Annotated in this window: 17 protein-coding genes; 8 read left to right on the forward strand and 9 right to left on the reverse strand. The window is 59.2% G+C overall.

What is annotated here, in order from left to right:
* Window positions 1-15: 15 nt before the first annotated feature.
* The 5 genes from XH93_RS10580 to XH93_RS10600 all read right to left on the reverse strand — a co-directional run bounded on the left by XH93_RS10580 (window position 16) and on the right by XH93_RS10600 (window position 6,318).
* Window positions 16-3,045, reverse strand: coding sequence for an AAA family ATPase (locus XH93_RS10580; protein ID WP_194473432.1), 3,030 nt, complete (start codon window positions 3,043-3,045; stop codon window positions 16-18).
* Window positions 3,046-3,306: 261 nt separating this feature from the next.
* The gene (locus XH93_RS10585; protein ID WP_194473433.1) at window positions 3,307-4,845 is read right to left on the reverse strand and encodes a ThiF family adenylyltransferase; all 1,539 of its coding nucleotides are present in this window, start codon (window positions 4,843-4,845) and stop codon (window positions 3,307-3,309) included.
* A gap of 2 nt (window positions 4,846-4,847) precedes the next feature.
* Entirely contained in the window at window positions 4,848-5,384 is a 537-nt protein-coding gene (locus tag XH93_RS10590) for a Mov34/MPN/PAD-1 family protein (protein ID WP_194473434.1), read from the reverse strand.
* Window positions 5,381-5,890: a hypothetical protein gene (locus XH93_RS10595; protein ID WP_194473435.1), complete on the reverse strand. Its 510-nt coding sequence runs from the start codon at window positions 5,888-5,890 to the stop codon at window positions 5,381-5,383. Before XH93_RS10595 ends, XH93_RS10590 begins: the two co-directional genes overlap by 4 nt.
* Window positions 5,890-6,318 (reverse strand): hypothetical protein, encoded by a 429-nt coding sequence (locus tag XH93_RS10600; RefSeq protein ID WP_194473436.1) that lies wholly within the window; start codon window positions 6,316-6,318, stop codon window positions 5,890-5,892. Before XH93_RS10600 ends, XH93_RS10595 begins: the two co-directional genes overlap by 1 nt.
* Window positions 6,319-6,467: 149 nt before the next feature.
* On the opposite strand from XH93_RS10600, the gene XH93_RS10605 reads away from it, so the two are divergent.
* The 6 genes from XH93_RS10605 to nolL all read left to right on the forward strand — a co-directional run bounded on the left by XH93_RS10605 (window position 6,468) and on the right by nolL (window position 16,117).
* On the forward strand, window positions 6,468-6,815 hold the full coding sequence (locus XH93_RS10605) for a helix-turn-helix domain-containing protein (RefSeq protein WP_194473437.1): 348 nt from the start codon (window positions 6,468-6,470) through the stop codon (window positions 6,813-6,815).
* Window positions 6,816-6,821: 6 nt separating this feature from the next.
* Window positions 6,822-7,385, forward strand: coding sequence for an ImmA/IrrE family metallo-endopeptidase (locus XH93_RS10610; RefSeq protein ID WP_210340472.1), 564 nt, complete (start codon window positions 6,822-6,824; stop codon window positions 7,383-7,385).
* A gap of 1,185 nt (window positions 7,386-8,570) precedes the next feature.
* Window positions 8,571-9,869 (forward strand): glycoside hydrolase family 28 protein, encoded by a 1,299-nt coding sequence (locus XH93_RS10615; RefSeq protein ID WP_194473438.1) that lies wholly within the window; start codon window positions 8,571-8,573, stop codon window positions 9,867-9,869.
* Window positions 9,870-10,121: 252 nt separating this feature from the next.
* Window positions 10,122-11,108 carry a pectinesterase family protein gene (locus XH93_RS10620; protein WP_194473439.1) on the forward strand — a complete coding sequence of 329 codons (987 nt, stop codon included), beginning with the start codon at window positions 10,122-10,124 and terminating at the stop codon, window positions 11,106-11,108.
* A 533-nt stretch (window positions 11,109-11,641) separates the two neighbouring features.
* On the forward strand, window positions 11,642-13,909 hold the full coding sequence (locus XH93_RS10625; protein ID WP_194473440.1) for a hypothetical protein: 2,268 nt from the start codon (window positions 11,642-11,644) through the stop codon (window positions 13,907-13,909).
* 1,092 nt (window positions 13,910-15,001) lie between these two features.
* Entirely contained in the window at window positions 15,002-16,117 is a 1,116-nt protein-coding gene (nolL, locus tag XH93_RS10630; protein ID WP_194473441.1) for a nodulation factor fucose acetyltransferase NolL, read from the forward strand.
* Window positions 16,118-16,276: 159 nt separating this feature from the next.
* Here the strand turns inward: nolL and XH93_RS10635 are convergent, their stop codons facing one another.
* Window positions 16,277-17,992: a carbohydrate porin gene (locus tag XH93_RS10635; RefSeq protein WP_246799563.1), complete on the reverse strand. Its 1,716-nt coding sequence runs from the start codon at window positions 17,990-17,992 to the stop codon at window positions 16,277-16,279.
* 1,077 nt (window positions 17,993-19,069) lie between these two features.
* Between XH93_RS10635 and XH93_RS10640 the strand changes: the two genes are divergently transcribed.
* Entirely contained in the window at window positions 19,070-19,594 is a 525-nt protein-coding gene (locus tag XH93_RS10640; protein WP_246799564.1) for a hypothetical protein, read from the forward strand.
* A 239-nt stretch (window positions 19,595-19,833) separates the two neighbouring features.
* Here XH93_RS10640 and hemN read toward each other — a convergent pair whose 3' ends face one another.
* From hemN to XH93_RS10655, 3 genes are all read right to left on the reverse strand, one after another.
* Window positions 19,834-21,168 carry an oxygen-independent coproporphyrinogen III oxidase gene (gene hemN / locus XH93_RS10645; protein ID WP_194473443.1) on the reverse strand — a complete coding sequence of 445 codons (1,335 nt, stop codon included), beginning with the start codon at window positions 21,166-21,168 and terminating at the stop codon, window positions 19,834-19,836.
* An 869-nt stretch (window positions 21,169-22,037) separates the two neighbouring features.
* Window positions 22,038-22,754: a sulfite exporter TauE/SafE family protein gene (locus tag XH93_RS10650; RefSeq protein ID WP_194473444.1), complete on the reverse strand. Its 717-nt coding sequence runs from the start codon at window positions 22,752-22,754 to the stop codon at window positions 22,038-22,040.
* Between the two features lie 3 nt (window positions 22,755-22,757).
* Entirely contained in the window at window positions 22,758-22,928 is a 171-nt protein-coding gene (locus XH93_RS10655; RefSeq protein ID WP_194473445.1) for a hypothetical protein, read from the reverse strand.
* A 1,463-nt stretch (window positions 22,929-24,391) separates the two neighbouring features.
* Between XH93_RS10655 and XH93_RS10660 the strand changes: the two genes are divergently transcribed.
* The gene (locus tag XH93_RS10660) at window positions 24,392-25,117 is read left to right on the forward strand and encodes a LuxR family transcriptional regulator (protein ID WP_194475094.1); all 726 of its coding nucleotides are present in this window, start codon (window positions 24,392-24,394) and stop codon (window positions 25,115-25,117) included.
* Window positions 25,118-25,322: the final 205 nt, after the last annotated feature.

A 25,322-nucleotide genomic window follows, 5' to 3' on the forward strand; every position in this document is an offset into this window, starting at 1 on the left:
CGATGCTGGTTCGACCTACTGCCAAGGCGAGACAAATCCAAGCCGTGCCTGCTGGCGCGCAAGCTTCAGACGGCGGCGGGTGCGGGGAAGCTCCTCTACGCCGTCGACCGCCTTGTCGAGGGCGTCGAGCGCCGGTTGGAGCTGATCGAACGCGCCCGACAGCTTCACCAGGATTCGGCTGGCAACCACCCGGTCAACCAGTTCGTCGCGTTGCAACAGGTCTTTGCCCTGCAGATCCAGCCTGTGATGGAGCGCCAACAGCGCCTTGATGTCAGCGAGCACCCGCCGGGACGGAAGCAGGTCGTGGCGCAGATTGTGTTCGAAAACCGCAACGTGCAGCGCGCGCAACACCGCATTGATCCGCTCGTCGGTGCTCGCTCCGTCGATCGAGACCACCGGCAGGCCAGGCAGCACCGGAACTGCGGAGGGATCCGACAGCCCCGTTGGCTTTTCGACATCCCACGGCACCTGCGTCAGCTCCAGCAGGAAGCAACGGTCGATCACCTTCGGCGACGGTGGACGTGACGAGTCGTCAATGTTCATTGTTCCAAACACTCGACAGGGAGCAATTCTGAGCTCGCGTGAGATCGCGCCGTCACCGCCGTCCAGCGCATGGAACAGCCGTGACAGGTAGTATTCGGGGCGCGTCAGGTTGAATTCGTCGAACAGGATCAAATGAGAATGCGAGCTGCTTGCGAGCAGGTGACTGAGCATCCCCTTGCCGCCAAACAGGACGTCGTCGCTATCCCAGTGCGCTTGGACGGCAACCTCATGAAAAGTCAGGCCTGTCTCTTTTCCGAGTATTCGTGCAATCAACCGAACCAGTGACGACTTGCCGCATCCTGGAGGGCCTGCCAGCAGCACGATCGGACGCACTGCAAGCGCCAGAATGGCGACGACGATATCGTCAAACTGGTATTGCGATTGGTTTGACTTCAGCGCCTCTTGGAGGGCTTCCAGCGCGTGAGAGAACTGGGCGTCAGACACACGGGTGTCCCAGTCGAACTGGCCTCCGCCCGCAGGCTCGGGCCGCCGTGCGACCAAAGGAGCTGGCGTCAGGACCTGCTCGTGGGAGCTCAACTCAGCGGAGCCCAGGCCGGCATTCTGCTCTGCATCCCCGCGATCGCGGTCGAGATTAATATCTCGCACAACGCTAGGCTCCGCGCCGGTGAAGGAGGCAGGAGCGGGGGTGACGATTTCGATGTCCTGCGCGGGCGTAACGTCATCCGGCAGGTCTCGATCTGTTGCCTCAGCACCACCGTCCTGTTCAGCCTGGCCGCTTGGCAGCAGGTCGGACGGATCGAGACCGTCGCGCACAATGCGTTCAAGCTCCTCCGCGGAAATCCAACCTCGATTTGCGGTTAGAGCCACGATCTTGGACATGCCGAGGTCAAGCACGACGTCTTCCGCGGCGTCGACCGCCAAAGCACCCGGCTGCAGCGGGCCATCAAACGGGTTGAGCGAGGATTCCTGGCGCTTGCGGAGCGTGTTGGCATCGATCCATAGCGTGCCCTTGGTTCCCTCGATCTGCTCGGAATGGATCGTCGCACGCTGCTTTGCGGGATCCCACTCAATCTCCATCTTGCCTGGGGATTGACGGACCCGAAGGGCTTCGAACTTGCGTCCCTGACGGGCTGAAACGCCAGCCGCGCCGCCCGGGATCAGCCGCATCCGAGGCTGCGCGCCTTTTGCAAAAGCCGGCAGATCCTGGATCGGACGCTTGCCGCCATCGTCAATGAATGGATCGTTGGGATCGAGTACCGTGACCTGCTGCTCGAGCTCGGCTGGTTGCTTGACCCCAAGCAGCAGCGGATAAGGCAGCGTGGATACCAACGGCGCCTTGAACACACTGCCACCTTTCCCGTCGGGCTCCCGAAGCCGCGGCGGATCGTAATTATGAAGAATGTGGGCCAGGCCACCGGCTGCCGCGGCAATGGCAAACGAGCTTCCCACGCGAAGGACTGCGGGTCGATGGTCATCGGGGAACAGCGTCATCATCATCGCCTCCTCGAAGCCAGGAAGCAGGCTGGTGCCACCAGCAAGCAAGATCGTATCGATGAGACGATAGGACTCGCTCGGCGAGGCTACCTGGCGCTCGCGTAACCGCGCCTCGCTCTTGCGTCGCGCGTCATCCGACGAGGTCTGGTTCTCGTAAAGCCGTTCGCAAAGCCGCTCAAACAGCGGCCGCAAGGCCTTCCATAGCTCGCTCGCAACCGAGACAAGCGTACCCTTGTCAATGAACAGCGGCGCTGCCGAAGGAATCTCCACCCGGATCGCGGTATCCGTCAGGCTCGCTTGCACCTTTGCCCGCTCGATCGCGCGCAAGACCAGGTCGCGATCCTTCTCCAGCAGCGAATCGGCCACCCCAAGCGATTCGACAAGCCGCGAGTCGACCCAGCGGCCGGCGTGACCGACACTATCGCCGCGAAGCGCACGAACCCTCAGATCGCGCTGCGCCCCCTTGGCGTCGACATCAATGATGGTGCCGTCGCGGCGGCTGAGAACCAGGGTCATGTTGGCGGTCGAGGCGCCGACGTCGACAACCAGAAGAACATTGTTCGTTCCGGTCTCGAGCTTCAGCGAGCGCTTCAGGAGCCGAAAGTACTCGGCAACCATCTCTGGTTCGGGAACCACCGTGATCCCCGGAATGGCCGCCTCGACGGCGTCCTTGTAACGGGTCCGCGTTCGATCATCGGCAATCGATGGCATCAAGGCATACTTGCGGCGTTGCCTGAACTCCGGAGGCAATCTCTCCAGGATCTTCCTGAGATATTCGCGGAAGACTTCGTCGCGCTCCAACTCGCGAAACGGCGTCAGCGGATTCTTCGGATCATAGAAGATCTGCCGCACCGGCTTGGTGCCGTGGAGCATCCAGTCCTTGATGTCGTCCAACTGATAGAACCAGGCGGACTCTTCGGGGGGATCAAGTTGAAGCGTCCATTGCCTGCGATCGCGATTCTTGGGGTCTGCAACGATATAACAGCGCGACGGACAGAACGGCTGCATGTCGTTCTGCAGCAGAAAACGGAATGCGGTGTCGGGCATGCTGACTTCATGTTTGAGAGGTCCACCCCGATCCAGAAACGGGTTAACAATTCGACGGCGGCAGACCGAAATGAAATTGGCTCTATGCGGTTGATTCCCGGCGATGATTACGCGTTCCTTTGGCGTAAGCAACTACAACTTGTGGCCAAGTACGGCGCGGAGCGCAAACAGCAACCTCCATGTCGCAGGAGCGCAGTTTGCGACCAGCTCACGTCCGGTCTGCCGGCCGTGGACGGTCCCATGGTAGGGGTGCCTGGCGGCTTATGATACGGACCGATCGGTGCCATGGGTTGCGTCAACCTGACCTCGCCGTTCCTGGCAACCCCATTCGCAGGCATCGTCCGGCCCCAGGAACGAATCCCCGAGGCCGCCATTCATGAAGCTGAAGGAGCAGACGTCAGCGCGGTTTGGCGCGCCATTCCACAAGATGACCTGAAACATCTTTGTGGCGAGCAGAAGCGCTGCTGCCAGCGACACAAAGCCAACCGAAAACTGCGATGGCGCGCGTGTCGCCAGATTCCGCAACGCTGCCTCACCGAGCGTTCCGCATTTCGGGCTGGCGAGGTAATCTTCGATCAGTTGCGGATCCACTCCTGCATCCTGCAGAAGCGCTGCCCGGTCGTCCACACCGAGGTCGCGCAGCTTCTTCTCGAGTTCGCGCATCTTCTCGCCGTCACGCTCGGACGGGTTGAAGCAGGAGAGGCAGGCGGCCCCCGGACGATTGGGATAGAAATTGGCCCTGGCTTTCAATCCCAATGTGCTGCCGCCAAACAGCAGGGACGGCGCAAGACCCTGGACATGCTGCCTCGATAGGCCGCGGTCAACGCATGACGCGACGATGTCGAAGCTCAGGTCGTCGGCCTGCTGCACCACATCCGCTCGCAGGCCGGTGCGATCGGCGACCAGGTATTGGCTGATGGTGCCGCGATACTTGAATACGCCGATTCCCGACCTGTCCATGGCACCGGCAACGGCATCAACCTTCGGATCGTCGACGTCGTCGTGGCCGGCGAGGAAGCACCGGTTCAGGCTCGTGTCGTCGTAGGTGTCGTCATCGATGACGACGACATAGGCATCGGCGAAACCGCTGTTGGCGAGGATGTAAGCAAGGCCATTGCCGACCGCGCCGGCGCCGACGATGTGGATCGGCCTGAGGCCAGCGCCGGCAAGCTCGGGCCCATCCTCCAGCTCGTCCCACCGAGGCGATGTCTGTCCTGACCACAGCGAGTATCCATCGCCTTTCAGAAAGCGGCCGCGCAACAGGCCGCGGCCGCGCTTGAAGACTTCACCTGCGGCCAGCGCGGCCGCAAGGAACGGGCCGAGCGGGTTCGTGCTGTCGGGCACAACGTGGGTGGGCCCGCGCTCGCAAGCGCCGATCCAGGCTTTCCAGCCGTTGCCCAAGGCCAACAACACGGTGCCGCTGTAGCCAGGTGAACCGCGTCCGATCACGATCGTGACATCGGCTGCGATCGCAGGCGCCTGTGGCGTCAAGACCTCGACCCGATCTCCGACGGCCCAACTTGCCACGAGCACGAGCGATTGCGCGAAGGGGACGCCAGGCACGTCGCCATTGGGTTGCCGGATCAGTGCTGCAATCGGCGGACACAAGATCTCGATCGTGCCGACCAGTTCGACCTGGCGGACCAAAAGATTGACCAGGCACGAGGCAAGAAGCTGTCCGGCGCGTGACGACGCCCACTCTGAGTCCAGGACGATCCGTACACGCTGGGCGAGGTGCAGTGGCTTCTCGGCAAGCCCGGTGGCCTGCAACAAATGCCGGTTGGATATGGTCTCGGTCATCGTCAGCGACGGTCCTCGATGGTGACTGATCCATTGACGACACGGACCCGGCGGCGAGCCTGTTCGTCGTCGAGCAAATGCCAGTAGTCGACCTGCCATTCATGAACGCCGACGCCCAAAGGAAACGCCGTGTTCAGCCTGCCGTAGCTAGGAAACACCACGGAGAGTGACCTGCGACTACTCATCATGCGGTCGTCATAGTTGGAGTGCTCGACCCTGGTACCCGGATGACTGTGAACCTGGGCAAGCGGTTTCCAGCCGTCGGGGAGGCGATGCACGATCTCGGCGAGCGCCTCCGGCGCGACGTGAAAATTGCCCCATGTCATATGCTGACGAGGAGCAGCGACATGACACACGGTTCCGTTGCCGGCGTGGTCGCGAACCCCGTACCAGAACAGCCCGCATTCACGATTCTGCGCGCCTTGCAGCAGCCTGAGCGTCGCTCCGATCGCCGCGGCTGGAACCGATAGCTGTTGCGCGGCGGGCTCGTAAGGGCGCGCAGGAGGCGGCCGGCGCAGATAGTCCTCCGCATCAATCAATTGAACCTCCCGCCGTAGGACGATCCAAACGCTTTGCGGATTGCCATGATCGTCTTGTAGAAGGTGTCGGTCTCGCGCCAAACATGCTCTTCGTGCACGTCATGCTGGATTTCATAGAACTCGCAGACGGCAGAACAGCAGACGAGCTGGAGAGTCCGGCCTCCTACGCTCTGGTAGTTGCTATGGGTGTGACATTCCTGGCTCGCGAGCCGTGGAACGAATTTTTCATCGTCCGGGTACTGGTAGGTCAACGTGGCCGGGTTGACGAACTGCGCGCCGGGCGGCCAGCGCCGGTAGGCCTGGAAACCAAGTCGCAAGAGATAGTCGTCGCGTGTCGTCCCGTTCATGCCCCACATCGGTACCAGCAGCGTCAGCCTGTTGGGCCGCGACCAGCCGAGCTGCTCGAGGCTTTCGGCGCCTAGCAGGCTGAGAACGCGCGGGATGTCCTCGTCCAGCGCAGCAGCACCGGCTTGGACGTCAACCGTCGGCGGCGTCGCCGCGACCATCACGCACCCCCGGTCTCGGACGCGATACCGAAGTGATAATTCTCGATGACGCCCTGATCCTTGGCCTGCGCGAGCGACAGGGACAGGTGGCTCATCAAGGACTTGGGATGTTCGCCACCGGTCTGGAACACGTCCTTGGGCTCGTGCGGGATCTCCAGCTTGTCATACGCCTTGTCCCAAACCTTCTGCAGCGTGGCGGCCACGTTCACCCTGAAGGTCGTCTTTTCCACCTCGTTCACATGAACGACATGGACCTCGACGACATGGTGCTCAAACTCCCTGAGTTCCCGGAGGGCCTCCTGGATCTCGCCCTCGAGTTCGGCTTCGCCGGCACGAAGACGAACCAAGCGCTCCTCGGCATGCTCCAACTTCTCGATGATCAATTCGAGCCGATTCAGGCCACTTTCACCGTGAATAGCGTCAGACATTGCGAATCCTCTTCTTTTGGTGCCAAATTGGCGCCGCCCTTGCAGAGATCTGGCGTATCGCACATGATACGATCTGTCTCGGCAATGAAACAGTATCGCTTCTTCGTTTCGTCGTCAAGGCGAGCGGGTCGTCGTGCGATGGAGACTGAATGCCATTAACAATCGAAGAGTTCGGACGGCTCGTCGCTGCCAAGCGGGGAAGTCGGGGGATTCGCTCGGCCGCCGCAGAAGCTGATGTCAGTCCGGCGACAATGTCGCGGGTCGAGAACGGCCATATGCCCGACCTGAAGACCTTTGCCGCGCTTTGCAAATGGATCGAGAGAGATCCGCGCGAATTTCTCGGCATGGAAACCACAGATACTCACGACACCCGCCGCGCGGTTGTGCATTTCAAGAAGAAGAAGACCGTCCAGGTCGAGACGGCAAAGGCACTCGGCGAACTCATCCTGGCGGCGCAGCGCGCGCTTCGCGCCCGCGAAGATCTGGTCGGGCGGTGAATTGCTTTGCGTCGCGGCTTCAAGGCACAGGCAGAAACAGCTGCGGCGGCCGCGAGGCAATTGCTGGGCTTGTCGGCAATGGTGCCGTTCGATCCGTGGGCCTACGCAGGCCATCTGAATATCGTCGTTCTCGATTTTGAGGCCTTGCAACTTCCGTCGTCAGCAGTGCGGCAGTTGACGGTGGTTGATGGCGACAGCTGGTCGGCGATGACCATCAATGTCGACGGTGTTCATGGTGTGGTGGTCAATCCGGCGCACGCCGCAACCCGTCAACGCTACGACCTCATGCATGAATTGGCCCACATCGAGCTCAAGCACGTTCCCGCGCGCGTCGAGGTCTCGTCATCGGGACTCATGCTGCTAAGCGACTTCTCCGACGAGCAGGAGCAGGAGGCCGATTGGTATGCCGGATCCTTTCTCCTGCCACGCGATGGGATCTTCCGGTTACGCTCGCGTGGGAAGGCTGCTTCGGAAATTGCCGTCATCTTCGGCGTCAGCAAGGCGCTGTGCGAGTACCGCCTGCGCATGACAGGCGTCGACATTCAGATGCGACGCGCATCCGATCGCTAGCTCTTGTGACTTCGACCTGCGGAGGCTTTGTCTCCCGGCCACAGCCAATCCTCAACAGAGCTTATTGGCGGAATCTTGCAAGTTCTTGACTTGAAAAGCGTTAGGCAAAAACGGCTCATCGAGATAGAAAGCCCGACGAAACTCGAACAGCGCCGAGAGCAATGCGAGATCGAGATTGTAGTAATGAATGTCTCGATAGTAGGTCCGGTCCTTCTGATGAAACCGATGGTTGGCGTATTGTGGCAGTCCTCATAAGTCACGATATGCTCGAGAACTCCTCGATTGGTCAGCGTCCTTCAGCGCGTCCACTTCGTTGAACTGGAGCGTTTTGCGGCTGACCTATCGAAGGCTTCTCTGATCTAATGTTTCATTTTCATCGGCAATACTAAAAACAACCCGATGGACCTTGTCTTTGCGGGCCACATTTGGCGTTCGAGTCTTCGGTGTTTCAGTTGCTGCGGAGAGGATCATCCGGAAGATCTCTCCGTCGGATATGGACCAGCTCAACCCCGCTAGAAGCCAAATAGCGGATATCCTAGACCGGGCAACCGATTGAGTATGCTGCGGCGCCCGACCAGTGTCGTGTCGTGCAGCCGCGCGCTGCCGGTTCGTTCCGGTCCCGGCTTATCGCACCTGAAAGCGTTGCTCCGAGTCGTCGTTATGGGCATCCGACGCTATTTGAGGCTACACGCCACTTTCATAGATGTGGATCACAATGCGAGCAATGGACGCGCGTGTTACACGCCCGTGCGATGATGAGCTTGCAATGGGAATCGTTATTCGAAATTTTGCAGGCAAGATTGGATCCCGGGCAGAATAGAGTGCCAGCATCGGGAAATCAGCTCAGGAGCATAGCCATCGGTGGCCTGATCCTCAGGTCCTTTCAGATCGAGGCAGGGCTGCTCCAACTGGATACAAATGGTGCTTGGGCGGCCTTGTATCCTGGACTGCCATTGCTCCCTTTGCTGATAAATCGATGCCGGACATGAGGTGCTTCGACTCTGACTCGATGGGGATCAGCCGGAGGATGCAGTCATTGCTAACAGCGGTAAGGCCGGCGTTCTTCTTTGCGATCTTATAAATGTCATCTTGCGCGGGCCAGTGAGGTGAGCGGCGGCCGATTGGCCGGCGATCAACTCAGGACAAGGTGGCGGCGATGATGCTCGCGGCAAAGAGACTAGGTCGATGACAGAGCTTTTTCGCGGATGGACTCTATTGTTCATCGTTGCTGCCATGGTGCTGTGCCCCGCCGCAAAAGCGCAAGATCGCCGCATTGTCGCCCAACCTGTTGCACCTGGTACGGTCTGCGATCGCCCGGTGGCCTCTGGCAAGAACGACACGGGCAGGCTGCAAGATGCCATCGACCACTGCCCCGCCGGTGCTGCGGTCTATCTCGGGCGTGGTGAGTTCCGGTCGGGTCCGCTCGAGATGAAATCTGGCGTAACCTTATGGATCGGACGCGGTGCAACGTTGTTCGCCATCGCCGAACCAGCTGCTTACGACAAGAGCCGGGGGGAGTGTGGTCGCATCACTGGCAAAGGCGATGGCTGTCGCCCGTTTATCAGCTTCAGCAAAACGCACGGCGGCGGCATCTACGGCGACGGCATCATCGATGGTCAGGGCGGTGCGCCAATGGTCGGCAGTGCCGAAACCTGGTGGCAGTTGGCCCGCCGCGCGCAAGTCGAGGGTGGCCACCAGAACGCCCCGCGTTTGATCCAGATCGACCATGCGCAGGACATCACGGTCTCTGGCGTCACCTTGCGCAACGCGCCCAATTTCCATATCGCGATGAACCGGGTCGAAGGCGCCACGTTTTGGGGCCTCACGATCGAGGCGCCGGCTGACGCCCGCAACACCGACGGCATCGACCCTGGCGCCAGCCAGGATGTGACCATCACCCACAGCTCGATCCGCACCGGAGACGATAATGTGGCCATCAAGGCCGGCGACAACGGCGCAACCCGCTATATTTCCGTCATCGATAATTATTTCGGCTGGGGCCACGGCATGTCGATCGGCAGCGAGGTGAACTCCGGTGCCAGCGACATACTGGTGCGCAACCTGACCCTGGACGGCACGACCTCTGGCTTGCGCATCAAGAGCGATGCCAGTCGAGGCGGATTGGTCGAGCGAGTGACTTACGAGAACGTCTGTCTGCGAGGAAATCGATGGCCCGTCGCGTTCGATACAAAGTACGACCCACGCGCACAAGGCACGAAGATTCCGGTGTATCGAAAAATCGTTCTGCGCCATGTGCGCGGCGACAATGGTGCGCTGCTGATGCGTGGGGCAGACGAGAGCCATACGCTTGACGTGACCCTCGAAGATGTTCGATTTGCCGATTCCGCGACCTGGCACCTCGAGCATGTCAATGTGACCGCCGATCATTCTGACGTTTCGCCGCCGCTGCCCGGGCGAGCTAGAAAACCGGTGCCGCGCGATTGGGAGGGGTGCGCCCGGGTGTTCCGCGACGGTAACCGGTAAGCACAACAACCGGGGACGTCAGCTTGGGTCCGCCTTAATGCGGCTTTGAATTACGGTCATCTCCAGAGTGCGGTCTCATGGTGCTGGGTTGCAGCCGTTCTGACAGGTATTGCCGTATTCTAACGTTGCAGCCATTGCGCGCCGGTTCCACTTCGGTGAGCAAATGGATTGACCATCCTCAGCTCTATATCGAGACGGGATCTTGTACCGATCGCACTCGGTGTGCAGCAAGCCCGATAAGAGTGAGATCAGATGCGAATATTCGTGTTTCCCGCTACCGTTCTGGCCGGGTGTTTCTGCGGCTGTGCAGCCCATGCTCAGCCACTTCTTGTCTCGCACGGCGATAGAGCAACCTATCATTCCGTGCAGGCAGCCATTGACGCATTACCGGCGCAAGGCGGGGATATCCAGATCGCACCGGGCATCTATCGCGAGAAGGTCAAAGTCTTCAAATCCGGTGTTCATATCAAAGGATCAGGCAGGAAGCCGGATGATACGGTCATTGTGTACGGCGATGGTGCGATCAATGTCGGCGGGACCATCCGTTCGGCGACGCTCGACGCGTCGGGTGATGACTTCCGGCTCGATAATCTGACGATTCAAAACGACTATGCCCTCAACCCGGCCAATCCAGCTTCGCAGGCCGTGGCACTGTCCGTTACCGGAGACAGGGACATTATCAGCCGCGTCCGCCTGCTCGGCGCCCAGGACACATTGTTCGCCGGTAAGGGGCAGAACGGCCGAATGTCGCGACAATACTTCTCGGATTGCTATATCGAGGGGCACGTCGACTTCATATTTGGCAATGCCAAGGCTTATTTCCAAGACTGTGAGTTGCATGGCATCGCCAATCAAGCCGTCGTCTATACCGCGCAGAGCAAAGCCGCGCCGGACGAGGACAGCGCCTATGTGTTCGATCATTGCAGGCTGACTGCCGACCCCTCCGCCCGCTTTGTTGCGCTTGGCCGCGCTTGGCGCCCCTATGCCACGGTGATCTTCCTGTCGACGAAGATGGATGCACCGGTCCTCGCCGAGGGGTGGCGCGAATGGACTCCGGGCAAGACCAGTACGCTGGGTACGGCCTACTATGCTGAATACAAATCCACCGGCGTCGGAGCCAATCCCGCAGGTCGCGAGCCTTATTCGCACCAATTGACCGATCGCGAAGCCGCGAAATGGTCGCTGAAAGCGTTCTTCGCAGGTGCCACAGATTGGCTGTCCGACGAACCTTCCAGATAGGAATAGAGGAACCTTACGGGTGTTTTCTCATTATTGCGCGGCTCGGGCCGAGAGCTAGGGCTATCGCATATGGCAATTCCCGAGTCTCTTCCGATACTTGGCTTGGCGTGGCACGAGCGGGACTCGGATGGTCGTTGGAATCGGATGGAGAACAAATCGGAATCGGACCGCGAATGCCGAAAAGCTTCGGTCGATCCGGCCTTCGCACAACTATCGATTCCACGCGGGTTTCTTTCATATGCGATAGCCCTGGGCCGAGAGCGGGGACGAGATCGTCCTTGCGCTGGGGCCTCCCGTCGACAGCAACTGAAATTGGGGCAGGGTCCGGCCGTCGCGCCACGCCGGCTTCTTGCTGCCCCTTCAGAAGAGGTCAGCGCAATCGGCATTGCTCGCTGTGAATTCTTGTACTCGTCAGCTTTTCGAAAGCTAGATCCCATAAAAATCCAGAATCTGACTTCGCTTCACAGCTGCCACTTGGCGGCCGTGCAAACGTGCGGATTGCGCAGGGCCTCTACCATCACAAGGAGAGCAGGATGGATCCAGTCGACCCATTCTTCGATTCAGGCGCTTGGATGGAGGCGTACGCCGCCCAGGGGCGAGCGGGGCAGCCAGGGGGCAACGCAAGCCAGCAAGGCGATTTTGAGCGGCGGATGGAAGATTTGCAGCTCGATTCGTCTGATGAGAGTTCCGCAAAGTCGAGTTCGCCGGACCAGGCTCCCGCAGGAGCGGGGCGAGCTGTTCGACGGGGCGATTTCGGCGGTTCGATGCGGGTGCCGCCACGCTCAGATTTTAGGGACAGCGCGCGGGGCGATGCGCGGCGGAGCGTAGACATTCCCCGCTTCCAGCTTGATGCTCCGGCCCAAGTGCCGCAGTCCAGTTTACGCGATGACGTGTTCAGCAGCGCGCGCTACAGCTTGCCGGACGCAGAGCCTGCGGTCCAGGCCAGGAGCGGTAAAAGCCGCGGACTGTGGTCGCGCTTCAAGTCTGGGGTCGGCAAAGCCTTTGGAGCGAGTAGCAAGTCCTCCCGGGAGGCCGCGCAGCCGGATGCTTCCTCGACGAGTTTTCGCGTCGATTACGCCAGGCAGCCGGGCCGGACGCGCGGGGTCGATCCGGAGGACGAGGCGCTCATCAAAGAGTTTAGGCAAAGAGCAGTCCGCAACCGCACCGACGGCACCGCAGCCGGCAACCTCACCGACGGCACCATCAGAAATGCGGCAGCCGACCTGCGCATTTTGAGCGCGCGCCTGAATGAAAACAACAGGCCATCAATCGCGGATCGAATTCGCCGCGAGGTGGATAATGCGCAATTGGAAGACCCGGAGGTGGAAAACCACCAGCTGGAAGCTGAGCTCGACCAGGATGTCGACAAGTATGCAGCGGACCGCGCAAGACGTATCAAAGCAGCCTTGAAAAAGCTCCGTGAGGTCGGCGCCGGAAACACCTTGTCAGCCGATCTCCGTCGCCTGGCTCCCCATGGCGCTGACGCGACCCTTATCGGCAGGTGGGCCGCGGCGGAAAAGGCGACACACAGGATTGAGCCGGAGACGATCGACAGGCAGGCCCGCCGAATGTCGAGGCTGAGTGAGTGGCTGCGAACGCACGATAAGCAGGCCATCGCCGGCCGGCTCTTCACCTCCGGGCTGGATCAGGATGTCGCGGAGTACAGGCAAGAAACCAAAGACAGCAAAATCAACGCTGATTTGCTCAGGCTTGGGCGCTACCAGCAAATCCTGGATGCGAACAGGGCGCTCGGTTTGCAACCTGCCGAGGATGCGGGTCAGCCCGTTGGGGAAGGCCTTCGGCAGGCGCACTCGCCGCAGGAGGTCCCGGCAACGCCATCCACGCCGAGCGCGGGAGCCTGGGATTGGCTCGGCGAGCAGATCCACGGACCCGCCTCATCACTGCCAGTGCCGCATCACGGTTGGCAGGCCAGTTCGTCGCAGCAGCTTCCCGCAACATCGGCCGGCCCGAGCGGCGGGGCTTGGGACCGGTCCAGCGAGCAGATCCTCCAACCCGCCGCACCTGTGCAAGCGCCCTACTGGGTCCCGCAGCCCAATCTGCCGCACGGGCTTCCTGCGACTCCAGCCAGCCTAAGCCAAGGAGCCTGGGATTGGTTCGGGCAACAGATGCAAGCACCCGCCTCACCATCGTCGGTGAGGCCTCGCTCATCAAACATCTACAGCGGTCTGGATCCCTTGGTTGATTTGGATCCGTCCGCACTGCACGACGATGCCCGCTCCGCGCCCGCACCTGAACTTGGCAGAGCGCCGTCGTTCGCTGGACCGTTTCGGGCCGCTCTGGAACCGCGGGATATAGGGGCCGTCGTTGGCTCTGACTGGCGCCACGGCTCTCAAGCTGCCTCGGACGTGTTGGTTGATGTCCTCGGCAATATCAATCTGCTGCCAAACCAGTTCGGGCCAAGCCAGTTTATGATCAATGGTGAGCGCTACTCGGCCACATTCGGACCGGGAGGGCGCACGGATGTCCGCCTGATCCATCATCCGCGCCCGAGCTACCTTGATGAAGCTGGGCCATCCCGGCCGCTCCATCTTCCACCGCAGATCGTCCAAGCCGAACAACCCCGTGAGGGTCTACGGGACCTTGGGTACCTGATCCACGGCGGATGGGAGCACCGCGAGCGGTTCCTTCCGCTTTACCTTGTCCGCGTCCTGGAGGGGGAGCGCATCATGCCGGAGGATGGCCGTCCAACCTATTTCGCGATCCGCGGCGTGCCTTACAGGGGCGAGTTGGATGAAAGCGAGGGCCGCCGGCGCGTTCGCATCTATCCTGAACGTGACTGACGAGCGCAGGTGGACGGCAATCTCAGGCGCTCGGCGGGGCAGCTCGCGCGAGGCGTTCTACAGCCCGGCCCTTGACAGCCGATGTATCCATTCGAAGTAGTGACACGGGCACCGCCTGAGCGGTCCAGCCTCCCGTTTGTTGGCGCAGCTTGAACACGGCCTTCTCTATCCCTCAGGCTTTCACAAATCTTCCGCCGAGCATCTTGCCTTAGGAGCCGTTGCTCAGTGAGCGCAACTGTTCGAATCACTTCGACCGCCCACAGCCCGGAGTGCAGACGACGCGAGCGTCAGCTGGATGTGGGAACGCTCGCCAAAAAACGTCGGTTTACTGACGCTGGGTACTCGTGATGGCAAGGTCGAATACTTTCGGAATGAGGCCCTGCCTTCATGCTCGAGTTGGGTATTGCCGCTATTCAAAATTCTCATAGTGCGTTTTTTTCGGACGGGACACCCAGCAAGGTGACCGCTCGATCTGGCTGCCGATCGAAGTGAGGTAGCACTTTAAATCGGTAAACCCTCGTATAGCTCGTTCCCTCTTTCTTTATAACGATTGCCCACATCCATATAATTGAACATTGGCGTCCAGCCAGCTATCCGAGCGTAGACTCGAGATGGCAATTGCCTCCACGATCATCGGTCGGATCGATTTCCATGGAGCAAAAGCTGCAGCAGTTGCTTTTCATACTAAGTGGTTGGCCGCCGGATGCCGATGTTCGGCCGCTCCGACCATTTCTCTCTTGGACCGGGCATCCCGTGCTCCGGTATAACGCGGCATCTCATGAAACTTGACCCTAAGAACAGTCGTCACGGTGTGGTGTCTTCTCGGACGCCGCCAGGCCGCGGCCAACCTTCGCACGCCTGGTTCACCAGCACCCGATATTCCAGCTGACCTGAATGGCTAGCTTCAAAGCAGCGTTCCGGAGAGTGGACCTGCGACATCCGGCAGGGATGTCTTTGATGCCGGCTCGGAATTCCAAATTGATGAGCACGATGGACCGACGATTTGATGATGCAGCTTCCGGCCAGTACTTGGTCGCGGCAGCTACTCAACGTCAGACGGATCTCCAGCTCGTTGGATGAAGGGATGCCGAGATGATTGATACATTGCGAAATGTAACTGGGTCGACTGTGCCTGGTACGCCAGAGGAAAACGATCGCGATCTAGCTTTGGATTTCGACAAAGGAGTGCTCATCATTTTGGTGATCGTCGGTCACCTGATCCAATATATCCTCTACCGAGATGAAGGGTTCTGGTATTCGCCATTCTTCAAATGGATCTACATGTTCCACATGCCTCTCTTTATGGCGATAAGCGGATATCTTTCTTGCCGAGCGCTGTTGCGAAAGTCGTTGATGCAAGCCGTCGGTGATCGGGCGATGCAGCTCTTGGTGCCCATGCTGTTTTGGTGCGGTCTCCTGGAGACAGCAAAGTTAGCCGTGCTTCCCCGCGCCCCTGACGCATCAGGCAACATTTTACAGTTTCTAAACGATGTCGCCGGCACATATTGGTTCATCTGGGCCGCGCTGGTGTGTTTTCTTCTCGTCAAAATTATTTTGATCTTCAATCGTTGGTCGCCCTGGATCCTATTCTTATCAGTCATCCTGGTCGCACTTGCACCTCTGACATTCTCCATATTTCCTCTCATAAAGTACACTTACCCGTTTTTCTGCTTGGGATTCTCATTTGCGCGGTCAAGAGACTGGTGGACGAGCATAACGCGCGCTTACAAGCCGCTCTTGATCATGTCGGCCTCAATAGCCGCACTGGTGTGCTTTCTGGCCTGGCGCAAAGACACTTACGTCTACGACAATCTCGTCCTGGTCAAAGATATGCAGTCGGCAAAAGACGTGCTTCTGATGCTTTTTGGCTCAGCAGCGGCGTCAGCGATCATGAGTGAGCTCTTCCAGCAATGCTGGAGAATTGGCCGCTCAAATCGAGTGGTCCGCTTTATCGCCGTGGAAATAGGACAGAGCACGCTGGTGCTGTACCTGATTCAGGGCATGGCATTTCGTCTTCTGGACTCGATACAGTACGCAGAACCTTCGGATTTCACATCCAAGTTGGCCTTGGCGGGAATTCTAGGGGCAGCGATTGTTCTCGTCGCGCTAATGGTGCGCCGAACCGTGCGCGACGTTCCCTATCTGTCTCGGCTCATTCTTGGAACTTCACCCCCGCGCCCTGTGTCAAGCGGGGCAGCCTGCGGATAAATAGCTGTAGCCGAAATTCGGTCAGAGGCTCTTAGATCATGGGATAGCAGGCCCCTTGTTCGTCTGCTCACAGCGTCTCGCCGGCGCGCTGGCAGAACTTTGCGCGCAATTTTTTCGAACCGAGAGTTTGGTAGCCCAATTGGTGGCATCCTCACTGATCTAGAAAAATATCAGCGTAGACACCAGAAGATTGAGGGCGTGTTCCGTTTGGTGCGTGTGGATGACGCTTATCGGGTTGTGAAGATAGGACAGTCCGAGGCTTGCATATATCCCCGGAGCGAGATGCGCAGTATATGTCCCCGTGATGGCTGTGGTATCGTGATGCGCAAGCTGCCCTTTAGCCAAGGCAGCATCCACTGCAAACCTGCTCCAGGTCGTGTTGTTGGCAACCAGAGCAATCAAATCACTGGGCCGACTTTCAAACAGTCCCTTCGCATAAAGACGAAGCTCGTAGTACCGGCTGATCCTGTTTAGGTCTGGCGGAGCTCCCATGATAGAGAATCCGCCATAGATGCCGCGAGATGGCGTCCCCTCAACATCACTCTGCCAGAGCTGCCTGTCAGCGGCGATGTAATGAAAGTTATTCCCGCTCTGCCTTTGTTGATCCGGATCTGCCAAATTCTTGTAGCGGCTGCTGTTCAAACCAATGCCGGCCCGCAGCCAGGTGTCGGGCACGCCGGGAGCGGCCTTGCTCTTGTAGCCAAGTTCGTCAATGAACAGAATGCCGGCATTGGCTGTGCTCCAATTCAAACCCGAAGGATTTTCGGTTATCTGCGCATAGGGACCATCTGGACTGATCGAGCGCTGCACGGAGACTTTGTTGTACAAGTGATCATCAAAATTGTACTTCAGATTGGCGGCGGGCGTTGGCGCGGCGTTGGTGCTCATCCCTGCCTGGAACAGGGCAAACATGTTTGATCCTGAAATTCCTCCAAACAATGTGCCGGTGAACTCATTCGCATTTCTGAGATACCCAAGTTTGAGTTCGAATCTCCTGTCGAGGAAAGTTTGATAGTAGGCGAGTGTATTCAATCCTACTCGATCCGGCCCCGGTCGCTTCCATGTCCAGTATTGCTGCTCGGCTCCAACGACAATCTGTCCGTCGGGAATGCCAAACCGGCTGAGATCATATGTGACGATCACGAAGTTCGCCGTGGCAAACGTCGGATTCTGCCCCATATAGAGCTGGTTGGCGATGCTGCTTCTGGCTGCATTCGGCAGCTGGTTGTTCGCAAAGGTGTTGTGCGTCCAGCCGATATAGCCGATGCCGACGTCTGCCAGTGCGGACCTAGCGCCATCCTTGTCCTGATCAATCGTATCAGCGGGGCCGGGTATGTTGAGCCAGATCCCTTTTTCTCTGAAAGCATCAAAGCGTGCGAAGGGGTCGATCGTCTTTCGCGTTTGCGTCTGAGCAATCCGACCGGCCCTGCCGCGCTTTATGAGAGGCAGGTTGGGAGCTGATGCCAGCGCCGAGGCATGAAGTCGAATTGGCTGATTGACCACGCCGATCCGGAGCTTTGTAGCCATATCGGGCGGCGTCGGCGTTTTTCTCTTGGTGGCTTGGTCCGCAGCGTTGCTCTTGGGGACAGGCTCAGCGGCAGTTTGTGCCGAAACGGGAGGGCCGACCAAACAAGCCGCGAGCGAAAGCGCAACGGCAAGTCGCCGTTGCGGCTCGCTTGATCGCAAACTGCAGGCAAGTGCTGCGGTAGCCGAAGATGTCCGAGGCGTCGTCGCCGAAACAAAGCAATCACGCACAGTGTATTTCGCATCCTTGTTTTGCGAGCCATGAATGGATTGAAAACCGGCATCGCTGGCCCAGAACGGACCTCCCGCGGCAAGCCTTGTCGTCCGAGGACAAGAGGGTCGACGCCTCATGGGGGTGGACGTCTATCCCGGCGAGATTTACCAGACCTGCCGACCTGATCGCGCGTAAGCGCGAGCACGATCCGGTCTGCACCTTGCGTGTGCATCAGGCCGGATTGCCGAAAGTGAGCAGCGCTTGCGGGCTGGGCGAGAACCGTTGGCCGCGAGCGCGCGGAGCCGCAGCTGTCTTCGCCGCCAAGACATTTCGAACCTCGAGCTTGATCCACTGCGGGGTAGAGGATTGCAGCCTTGCCGAGCATAACTGCTCAAATGTGCCTTTCTCGACGAAGTGGCAGCCACCGAATGCCAGCCAAACCGGAGCCGTGGCTTAGCGAAGCTGTCTTGGTATCGCGGTCCGCCAAGGACAAAGCGATCGACGACCGCAATTTTCATAGAGCGTTGGAATCTGTTCGCGCAGCGATCGCGCGAGAACGTCCATGAAGGTGGCCAGAACAACGAGGGAATCAGGTCTCGAGCAACTCTGGTGGCCGTGGGCAAGCAATCGCCAACTCTATCCGCTCCGTTGGCACAGCCAAATCCGTGGTACATTCCGAGTTCCTAGCTGTGATCCCGTAACGTTCGTGGGCCACGCTTGCCATGTGTCCGTCGTCTCGATCAACCTGCCAGGATTGGTAGTTGGCCATGCTCAACACTTGCCGCTCCACTAGCATAGTGGCTCAAGCGCCGTTGCGGCGCGTTTTCCGTAGCACCTGGCTGCGGAGTTGCCGGTCTCGGCAGCGCGGAAAGCCGAGAGTCCGACAAGGAAATAGCGGCCGGTTCGCAGCAGGCGCCGGCAGGGTGCAAAATCTGCAAGGTTATCGTGGATGATGCGACAATGCTGCACCATGGCCGAGAGGATGAGAACTATTGCCTACCGCCAGCCCTATGATGCAGGAGTTCCGCGTAGGGTGTTTGCTTTGCCTTGGTCAAGACGGGCCGCTTCATTGGAGCCAAAGGGGCAAATGGTCGGCGAGTTGAAGAATGTTGTTGGGGGGGGGCGCGGCTCGCTGGGATGCGTGAGCATCGCGAGCTCTCGGATCAACCAAACAAGCCTATCGAAACGGGAAAGTCGGGCAAGGAACGATGGAGATGGTTGATCAGGCGGCCGCTTCAGACATGCGGTCGCTCTTATATGGCTCGTCAAGGCGCATTCGCTGGGGTTTGGTGTTGCTTCTTGTCCTCGTCGGCTTGTGTGCGGCAGCAGCCCATTTTGGCGGCAGCCTCGCAGAATTTGTCGAGACGCAGGCAGCCCGGCCCGCAGATTCGGCAGTGGACCTGTCAGCGGAGGACAGGACATCCCTAACCGAGTTACGTTGGGCGCAGGAGAAGGTGAGCGAGGATATTGCAGAGCTCAGCCGGCACATCGATGCTCAGCGCAAGGACCTCAACGAGATCCTAGAGCAGATCACGGTGCTGGCTTCGCGTATTGATTCCTTGCAGAATCTAGGACCTGTGTCTCCTGCTCCTTCCGTCACTTCTTCGTCGCCCCCACAAGCTGCTTCGAGCCCGGCCAAGAAGCGCACTGAGAAGCGCGTCGAGCGGTCCAAACCACAAGGGCCCGTTTCTGTCGGAGGTGCGCCAGTGAGCGCAGGACAGAAGACGGGCGGGCCTTGACATGTCAAGGCTGTTACAGGCGTGGCCGAGTCCTTTAGCCGCGCTCACGGAGGTCAGCCGACGTTTCGCAAAGTGGCTGTTGCGATAGATAGCCGAAGCCTACGAACGCGGCGTCGTCCCCAAGGTCACGCACGCTGGGGTGATCCGCATCAATGCAGCCGACAGCATCCCGCACCGCTTGTTTCAATCATTCGTTGGCAAGCAGCGTTGACGCATCGAAATCGTGCTCGGATGCGTGCTTAGTAGGGTGTGCGGTCGAGATGAGCGTCGAATGCGGCAGCGACGGCGCGCACGACAAAACGATACTCGTGCTTGACGCGGATCAAGCCGGACTGGATCTCCACTATCCCGTCCTCGATGAGCATTTCCAAGCGGTCGGCTGAATCGAGAAACGCGATCGGATCAAATCCGTGGGCAGCACAGAGTGCCGGCACGTCGGCCTGCAGATCGCACATCAGGCGCTCGATAATTGCAGCCCGCAGCCGATCTTCCTCAGTGAGACAGCAGCCCTTCGATGTTGCCAGACGGCCAGCTCTGATATGCCGGCTATAATTAGCGGTTTCGGCCTCGTTCTGAACGTACCCGTCACGGAGACGGCCGATGGCTGACGGACCAAGGCCGATCACGGTCTTGCAGGTATCAGACGAATAACCCAGTGAATTGCGGCGCAGCCGCCCAGCTTTTTGTGCCAGCGTGAGTTCGTCGCCCGGCAAGGCGAAATGGTCGAGCCCGATTTGGCGGTAGCCGGCAGACACCAGCGTTTCCGCCATGGCCGCAGCTTGCTCGACGCGGGCAACATTGTCCGGCAGTGCCGTCTCATCGATCTGGCGCTGACGTTTCATATAGGAGGGCACATGGGCATAACCGAAGACCGCAAGCCGGTCGGGTCGCATCGCCACTGCCGTCCTTGCCGAGTTGACACAGGACTGCACAGTCTGGTGCGGCAGTCCAAAGAGCAGGTCAAAGTTGATGCGGTTTATTCCCTGCTGGCGAAGACTTTCGACGGCAGAAGCCGTCTGCATTTCGCTCTGAAGGCGGTTGACCGCCCTTTGAACCTCGGGGTCGAAGCTTTGCACGCCGATGCTCGCTCGGTTGACCCCGGCTGCCCCTAGGCTTTCCGCCATCTCGGTTGTGAACGCGCGCGGGTCGATCTCGATGGCGACGCTAGCCGATGTGCTGAAGGCAAAATAGCGGCGTAAGAGCTCCACCAGAGCTAGGAAATCGACCGCCGCAATGCTGGTCGGCGTTCCGCCGCCGAAATGCACGTCGTTGACGGGCAAGGCGCGCGGCAGTTGCTCTGCAACCAAACGAATCTCCTCCCGCAGCGACGTCAAGTAATTGCGAATCTGCCGTTCGCTGCGAGTGAGGCTTGTGGGAAAACCGCAGTACCAGCAGATCGACCCGCAGAACGGAACGTGGAGATAGAGCGATACGGGTTCGCCGGCCGGCAGCCGCTTCAACCAGGTCTGACTAGTCTTGGCGCCGATCGTCGTGGAGAAATCCGGTACGGTTGGGTAAATGGTGTACCAAGGCAGGCGAGCATCGCAATATTTGTTCAGGAGTGCGGTCTGCAAGGCTTGGCTTCCCATGCTCATACAGCCGCAAAGCTGACCGATGCACCCTCCTGTGTCTTTGAGTTACGTCAACTGGTCCGAACCTTTTTCAAAATCGAAATTCCGTTCTCGATATCGCTACCTGAGGCCTGCCGTGGCGTGAGAAGTATCCAGGGACGAGCGCGCGACACGGGAACAGGTGGCGCATCATTGGCATGTCGTGCGAAGAATAAACTTATCTTATGAGCAGAGCGTGGATGTGATCCACCCTCTGGAACCATCACCGCGAGGCAAACTACATCCCGTGCAGGTCCGGTGAAGCGAGTGGCTTCTCGTCGCTCACTTTCGCTATAGGCAGCACCTCTTAGATAAATGCCATGAGCAGGTACGCGTCCGGCCGGCGAACCATGGACAAGAAGTTGCTCATTAGATGAGGCGCGACAAGTGCGAGATCGTACAACTTGACGCTGCGTGAGATTCAAGTCACTTGGAGCCGCGCACAAAAGCATTTTAGACGCCAAGCTTAAAAAAATGCATGGGCCTCAATTCCGCCACGCTGCTTGTCTCATTGCCGCAAGCATCGTCACGGATGTACTGATGATGTTGGGGCGGACCCGGCGCACTTCCAACCCCGGCAAAGTGCGTCGGGGCGCCTTGGCTCGGCGGCGTCCCATCGCTGAGTACAAGCAGGTCACCAATTCACGATGAAGTGTCAGGCTTTGCTAGTCCCGGATGCGAGCCCGACGAGCTTCTCACATGCAGTCACTATCTGACGATACGGTTCTGCTCCGCCTCAGCAATGTCGCTTGTTTTTGCGTCGCATTTGCAGTTATCAATCTTCGCAAGATTATGCAGTTCAGGTCTTCATTGGTCGCGCTTCAGCTGCGCAATCATACGCAAACCAATTGGATGCCGGCAACGAATAGAACCGCCGCCAGGATGAACCTGACAGTTGTCTGGTTCATCCATTTCAGGCCGATCATCGTGCCGGCGACGGCGCCCCCCAGAGCGGCGACGGCGTAAAGCCCGAAATACGAAGACGGAAATTGACCAGCGAGAAGAGCTCCGACGAAGCCGATTGCGGAGTTAACCAGAATAAAAGGGGGCGACAGCGCGGCGGTCTGCTTCGGCGACGCCCAATTCAGGGCGATGAGCGTCGGGGCGAGGAACACTCCGCCGCCGACGCCGGTCAGGCCGGAAACCAGGCCAATGGTCGCTCCAATGCTCACCGTTCCCCAGAGCGGATTTTCGTAAATGCGATCGGCGGCGCCTCCGCGCCGCATGATCATCACGGCTCCTGCCAGCAAAAGGACGACCCCGGTCAGCGTCTTATAAATGTCTTCTCCGAGCACCATAAGGCCGCCGGCAAACGCCGCTGGCATCGATGAGAGCAGAAGCGGACGCAGCATTATCCAGTCGACGACTTTGTTGCGGTTGAAGACCCACGTAGAGTAGGTTGCGACAACAATGTTGAGACCAAGCGCCGTCGGGCGCATCTCTGTCGATGGCTGAGCAGCAAAAGCCATTAGCGCGAGGAATGCAGTGCCACCCGCCTGGCCAACGGTCGTATAGAGCAGTGAGATGATCGCCAGGACCAGAGAAAACATACTTCACCGGTTTTGGCGACGCTCTTCGCCTTGGTTGCGAACCGCATCAAGGATGCCCTCCCGAGGCGAGGTGCAATTGTCTTTCGCGTCGGGGCTGTTGCTGTGAATTCCGAGTTTGGCCAGGCCGCGCGCGGCCGGACCGATAGTCAGTCGAACTTGCATGACGATTGCCATGTGTCGATCGTCTCCATCAATTGTCAAGGTTGGTAGTTGACTGGACTGCTCAAAACTCTTGCAGCTGCCAGTGGATGCACAACACATGTCGGGTAGGCAGTACTGCCGGCCTCGCCTGGCGTCCACGGTCGCATTCCGAGCCGTTACACATGCAAGGTCGGGTGCCGGTGATCGGGCCCGCGTTTGTCGTCGATCTCTGATCGACCGCTCTCCGTGGCTTTCAGGCCAAAAGTTCGCTGCGCCTGGCACACCGACGCGTTGGAGCGGCTGCCGTCGCGAGACCGACATTCTTTTTGATCTGGATCAATTAGTGCCGCGGCTCGGCAAATGGTGCTGTCGCGTTTCCTCCCGATGTCACGATTGCTTCAATGCGCCATGTACGGGAACCGCCTGTCTGCCAAACCATTGTTTCCATGGCTGATTGTGCAACCACAAAAACTGGTATGACACTTGCTGGTCCGATCCCAAGTCCTCTCCCTTCTGGAGATGCACATGCAACGTGTCCTCTGCGTCAAGGAGCTCTTGCGACATCGCGTATCTCTCGTCGCATCGTTGACACCACTTCTATTCGCCCCTTCGATTTATTCGCGCCGGACCTGCGCGCCCGAGGCCCCTCAGAGGCCGCGCATTGATGCTAGGTCGTTACCTTTTGCGGTTTCTGCTGCATGCTGCTTATCGATCGCGTCCTCGACGCCGCGGAGGGGCCCAGGATCGGCCAAGGGTTGGTGATGTCAATTCGCAAGAGAGGCAAGAAAAAGGACCCCCTATCACCTTCGCCGGCAAGCAGAGTATCGACGGTGACATCACGCAATCGGAACCCGGCGCCGGCGAGCGGGTCGGCGTGCCCGAGCTCACCTCGTTCAGGACGCTCAGTGCCTATAGTCTGCTCGTGCTCGGCCTTGATGTGCAGTGAAGCTTCATTCGCGCCGGACCTTGGTTGCGCACGATTCAACCTAACCTTTGCTGACGCCGCAGCCGGTCGTGCTGTTTGGTTCGTGTCGCCGGCTGAACCGTTAGAACGATCGGATTGCTTCAAATCCGCGGGCCGCGCACGGCGGCCAAACCAGCGCTTAGACTTTCGGGACGAATGTGCGTTAGAGATCGAGAGCGCAGACCAATCAAAGTGGCCGACCCTGCGGCGATTCCTGGATTGCCAGCGCGTCACCGGCGAGACGGGTGGATCACATTGAATGGGTATAGGCGCTGCGGTTGCGTCGCGTTGTTCGGCTTCAGACACAGGATAGCGGCGGCGCCTCGGCTGTTTGACGGAGACGATCACGCCGTCGCAGTTGGCGGCAAGGCACCGAATGTGGAAATGGCGTCAGGGCAGCATGCGAGCGCTCCAGACTTCACGTAGAGCAAACCCAGGAGTTCAGGCCATGGAATGCAACTTGGCTCCGCCTGAAACAAGCGCAATCGAACGCAGCGGCACCGACCATGATCGGCGTCCTGGGCCGCCCATCATGGATCGCTTTAGCTTCACAGAATGCGCAAACCAGACGCATTCGCTCAGAGCGCTGTTCGAGCTCCTTGTAAGCTGCGCCACCGAGGAGGGTTTTAGTGAAGTTGCTTATGGCGCCCTCAACTTCGTCGAGCCGCTTCGGCTGGCGGAATATCCACCCCCAACCGTGGCCGTGAAGTGGCCACCAGATTGGTGCGACCGATACTTCAAACGCAAGTATCACACTATCGATCCGGTGGTACGGCGCACGCCGATGCTCTCGCGGCCGTTTTTGTGGGATCAACTCGCCGACCACTATCAACTTCAACCCGATGAGAGACGGGTGCTGGATGAGGCCAGAGAGGCCGGCTTGAAGCATGGCATGAGCGTGCCGTTGTTTGGGCCGCAGGGCCGAGTATCGGTGGTGTCGTTCGCATCTCCATCTGACGATGTTGATCCTCAGGACCGCATCGGCCATCTCAACGCATTGGCTTCGCTCTTTCATACCGCCCATGGCGAGATCGCACGCCCCTGCAATAATGATGGAGAGAAGAAGGTGGCACTGTCGCAGCGGGAGATCAGTTGCATGCGGTGGGTGGCGGAGGGAAAATCGTCATGGGAAATTGGGAGAATCTTGGATATCAGCGAGAATACCGTCAATTTTCATATCAAGAATGCGATGCGAAAGTTGGGTGCGACCAGCCGGATCCAGGCAATCGTTATGGCGATTCGCCTCAATGTTCTTTGAATCGCTCACTTGAATGGGGAGCAAGCGACGCCAACGGTTAATTGTTGCTCCCGGGTTCCGGCAAGTCTTTGCGCGGCCCATTTTTACTGAAGTTGCAGAGCCCGCTCTTCTGTTGAGGCAAGCGATTGCAACCCATCGTCGCGTCGAGGCGGAGCCCTCAACGAGTGTTGGAGCACGGCGCTGCGTTTCATCTGGCCTATGCTTC

This window comes from Bradyrhizobium sp. CCBAU 51753 (assembly GCF_015291565.1).
Classification (GTDB): Bacteria; Pseudomonadota; Alphaproteobacteria; order Rhizobiales; family Xanthobacteraceae; genus Bradyrhizobium; species Bradyrhizobium ivorense.

What these genes read in the sequence shown, in the direction of transcription:
- XH93_RS10625 (WP_194473440.1), top strand. Translation starts at nt 11,642, where the DNA reads ATGGATCCAGTCGACCCATTCTTCGATTCAGGCGCTTGGATGGAGGCG.
- XH93_RS10615 (WP_194473438.1), top strand. Translation starts at nt 8,571, where the DNA reads ATGACAGAGCTTTTTCGCGGATGGACTCTATTGTTCATCGTTGCTGCC.
- XH93_RS10620 (WP_194473439.1), top strand. Translation starts at nt 10,122, where the DNA reads ATGCGAATATTCGTGTTTCCCGCTACCGTTCTGGCCGGGTGTTTCTGC.
- XH93_RS10650 (WP_194473444.1), bottom strand. Translation starts at nt 22,754, where the DNA reads ATGTTTTCTCTGGTCCTGGCGATCATCTCACTGCTCTATACGACCGTT.
- XH93_RS10585 (WP_194473433.1), bottom strand. Translation starts at nt 4,845, where the DNA reads ATGACCGAGACCATATCCAACCGGCATTTGTTGCAGGCCACCGGGCTT.
- XH93_RS10605 (WP_194473437.1), top strand. Translation starts at nt 6,468, where the DNA reads ATGCCATTAACAATCGAAGAGTTCGGACGGCTCGTCGCTGCCAAGCGG.
- XH93_RS10660 (WP_194475094.1), top strand. Translation starts at nt 24,392, where the DNA reads ATGGATCGCTTTAGCTTCACAGAATGCGCAAACCAGACGCATTCGCTC.
- XH93_RS10595 (WP_194473435.1), bottom strand. Translation starts at nt 5,890, where the DNA reads ATGGTCGCGGCGACGCCGCCGACGGTTGACGTCCAAGCCGGTGCTGCT.
- XH93_RS10640 (WP_246799564.1), top strand. Translation starts at nt 19,070, where the DNA reads ATGGTTGATCAGGCGGCCGCTTCAGACATGCGGTCGCTCTTATATGGC.
- XH93_RS10655 (WP_194473445.1), bottom strand. Translation starts at nt 22,928, where the DNA reads ATGGCAATCGTCATGCAAGTTCGACTGACTATCGGTCCGGCCGCGCGC.
- XH93_RS10635 (WP_246799563.1), bottom strand. Translation starts at nt 17,992, where the DNA reads ATGAGGCGTCGACCCTCTTGTCCTCGGACGACAAGGCTTGCCGCGGGA.
- XH93_RS10580 (WP_194473432.1), bottom strand. Translation starts at nt 3,045, where the DNA reads ATGCCCGACACCGCATTCCGTTTTCTGCTGCAGAACGACATGCAGCCG.
- nolL (WP_194473441.1), top strand. Translation starts at nt 15,002, where the DNA reads ATGATTGATACATTGCGAAATGTAACTGGGTCGACTGTGCCTGGTACG.
- XH93_RS10600 (WP_194473436.1), bottom strand. Translation starts at nt 6,318, where the DNA reads ATGTCTGACGCTATTCACGGTGAAAGTGGCCTGAATCGGCTCGAATTG.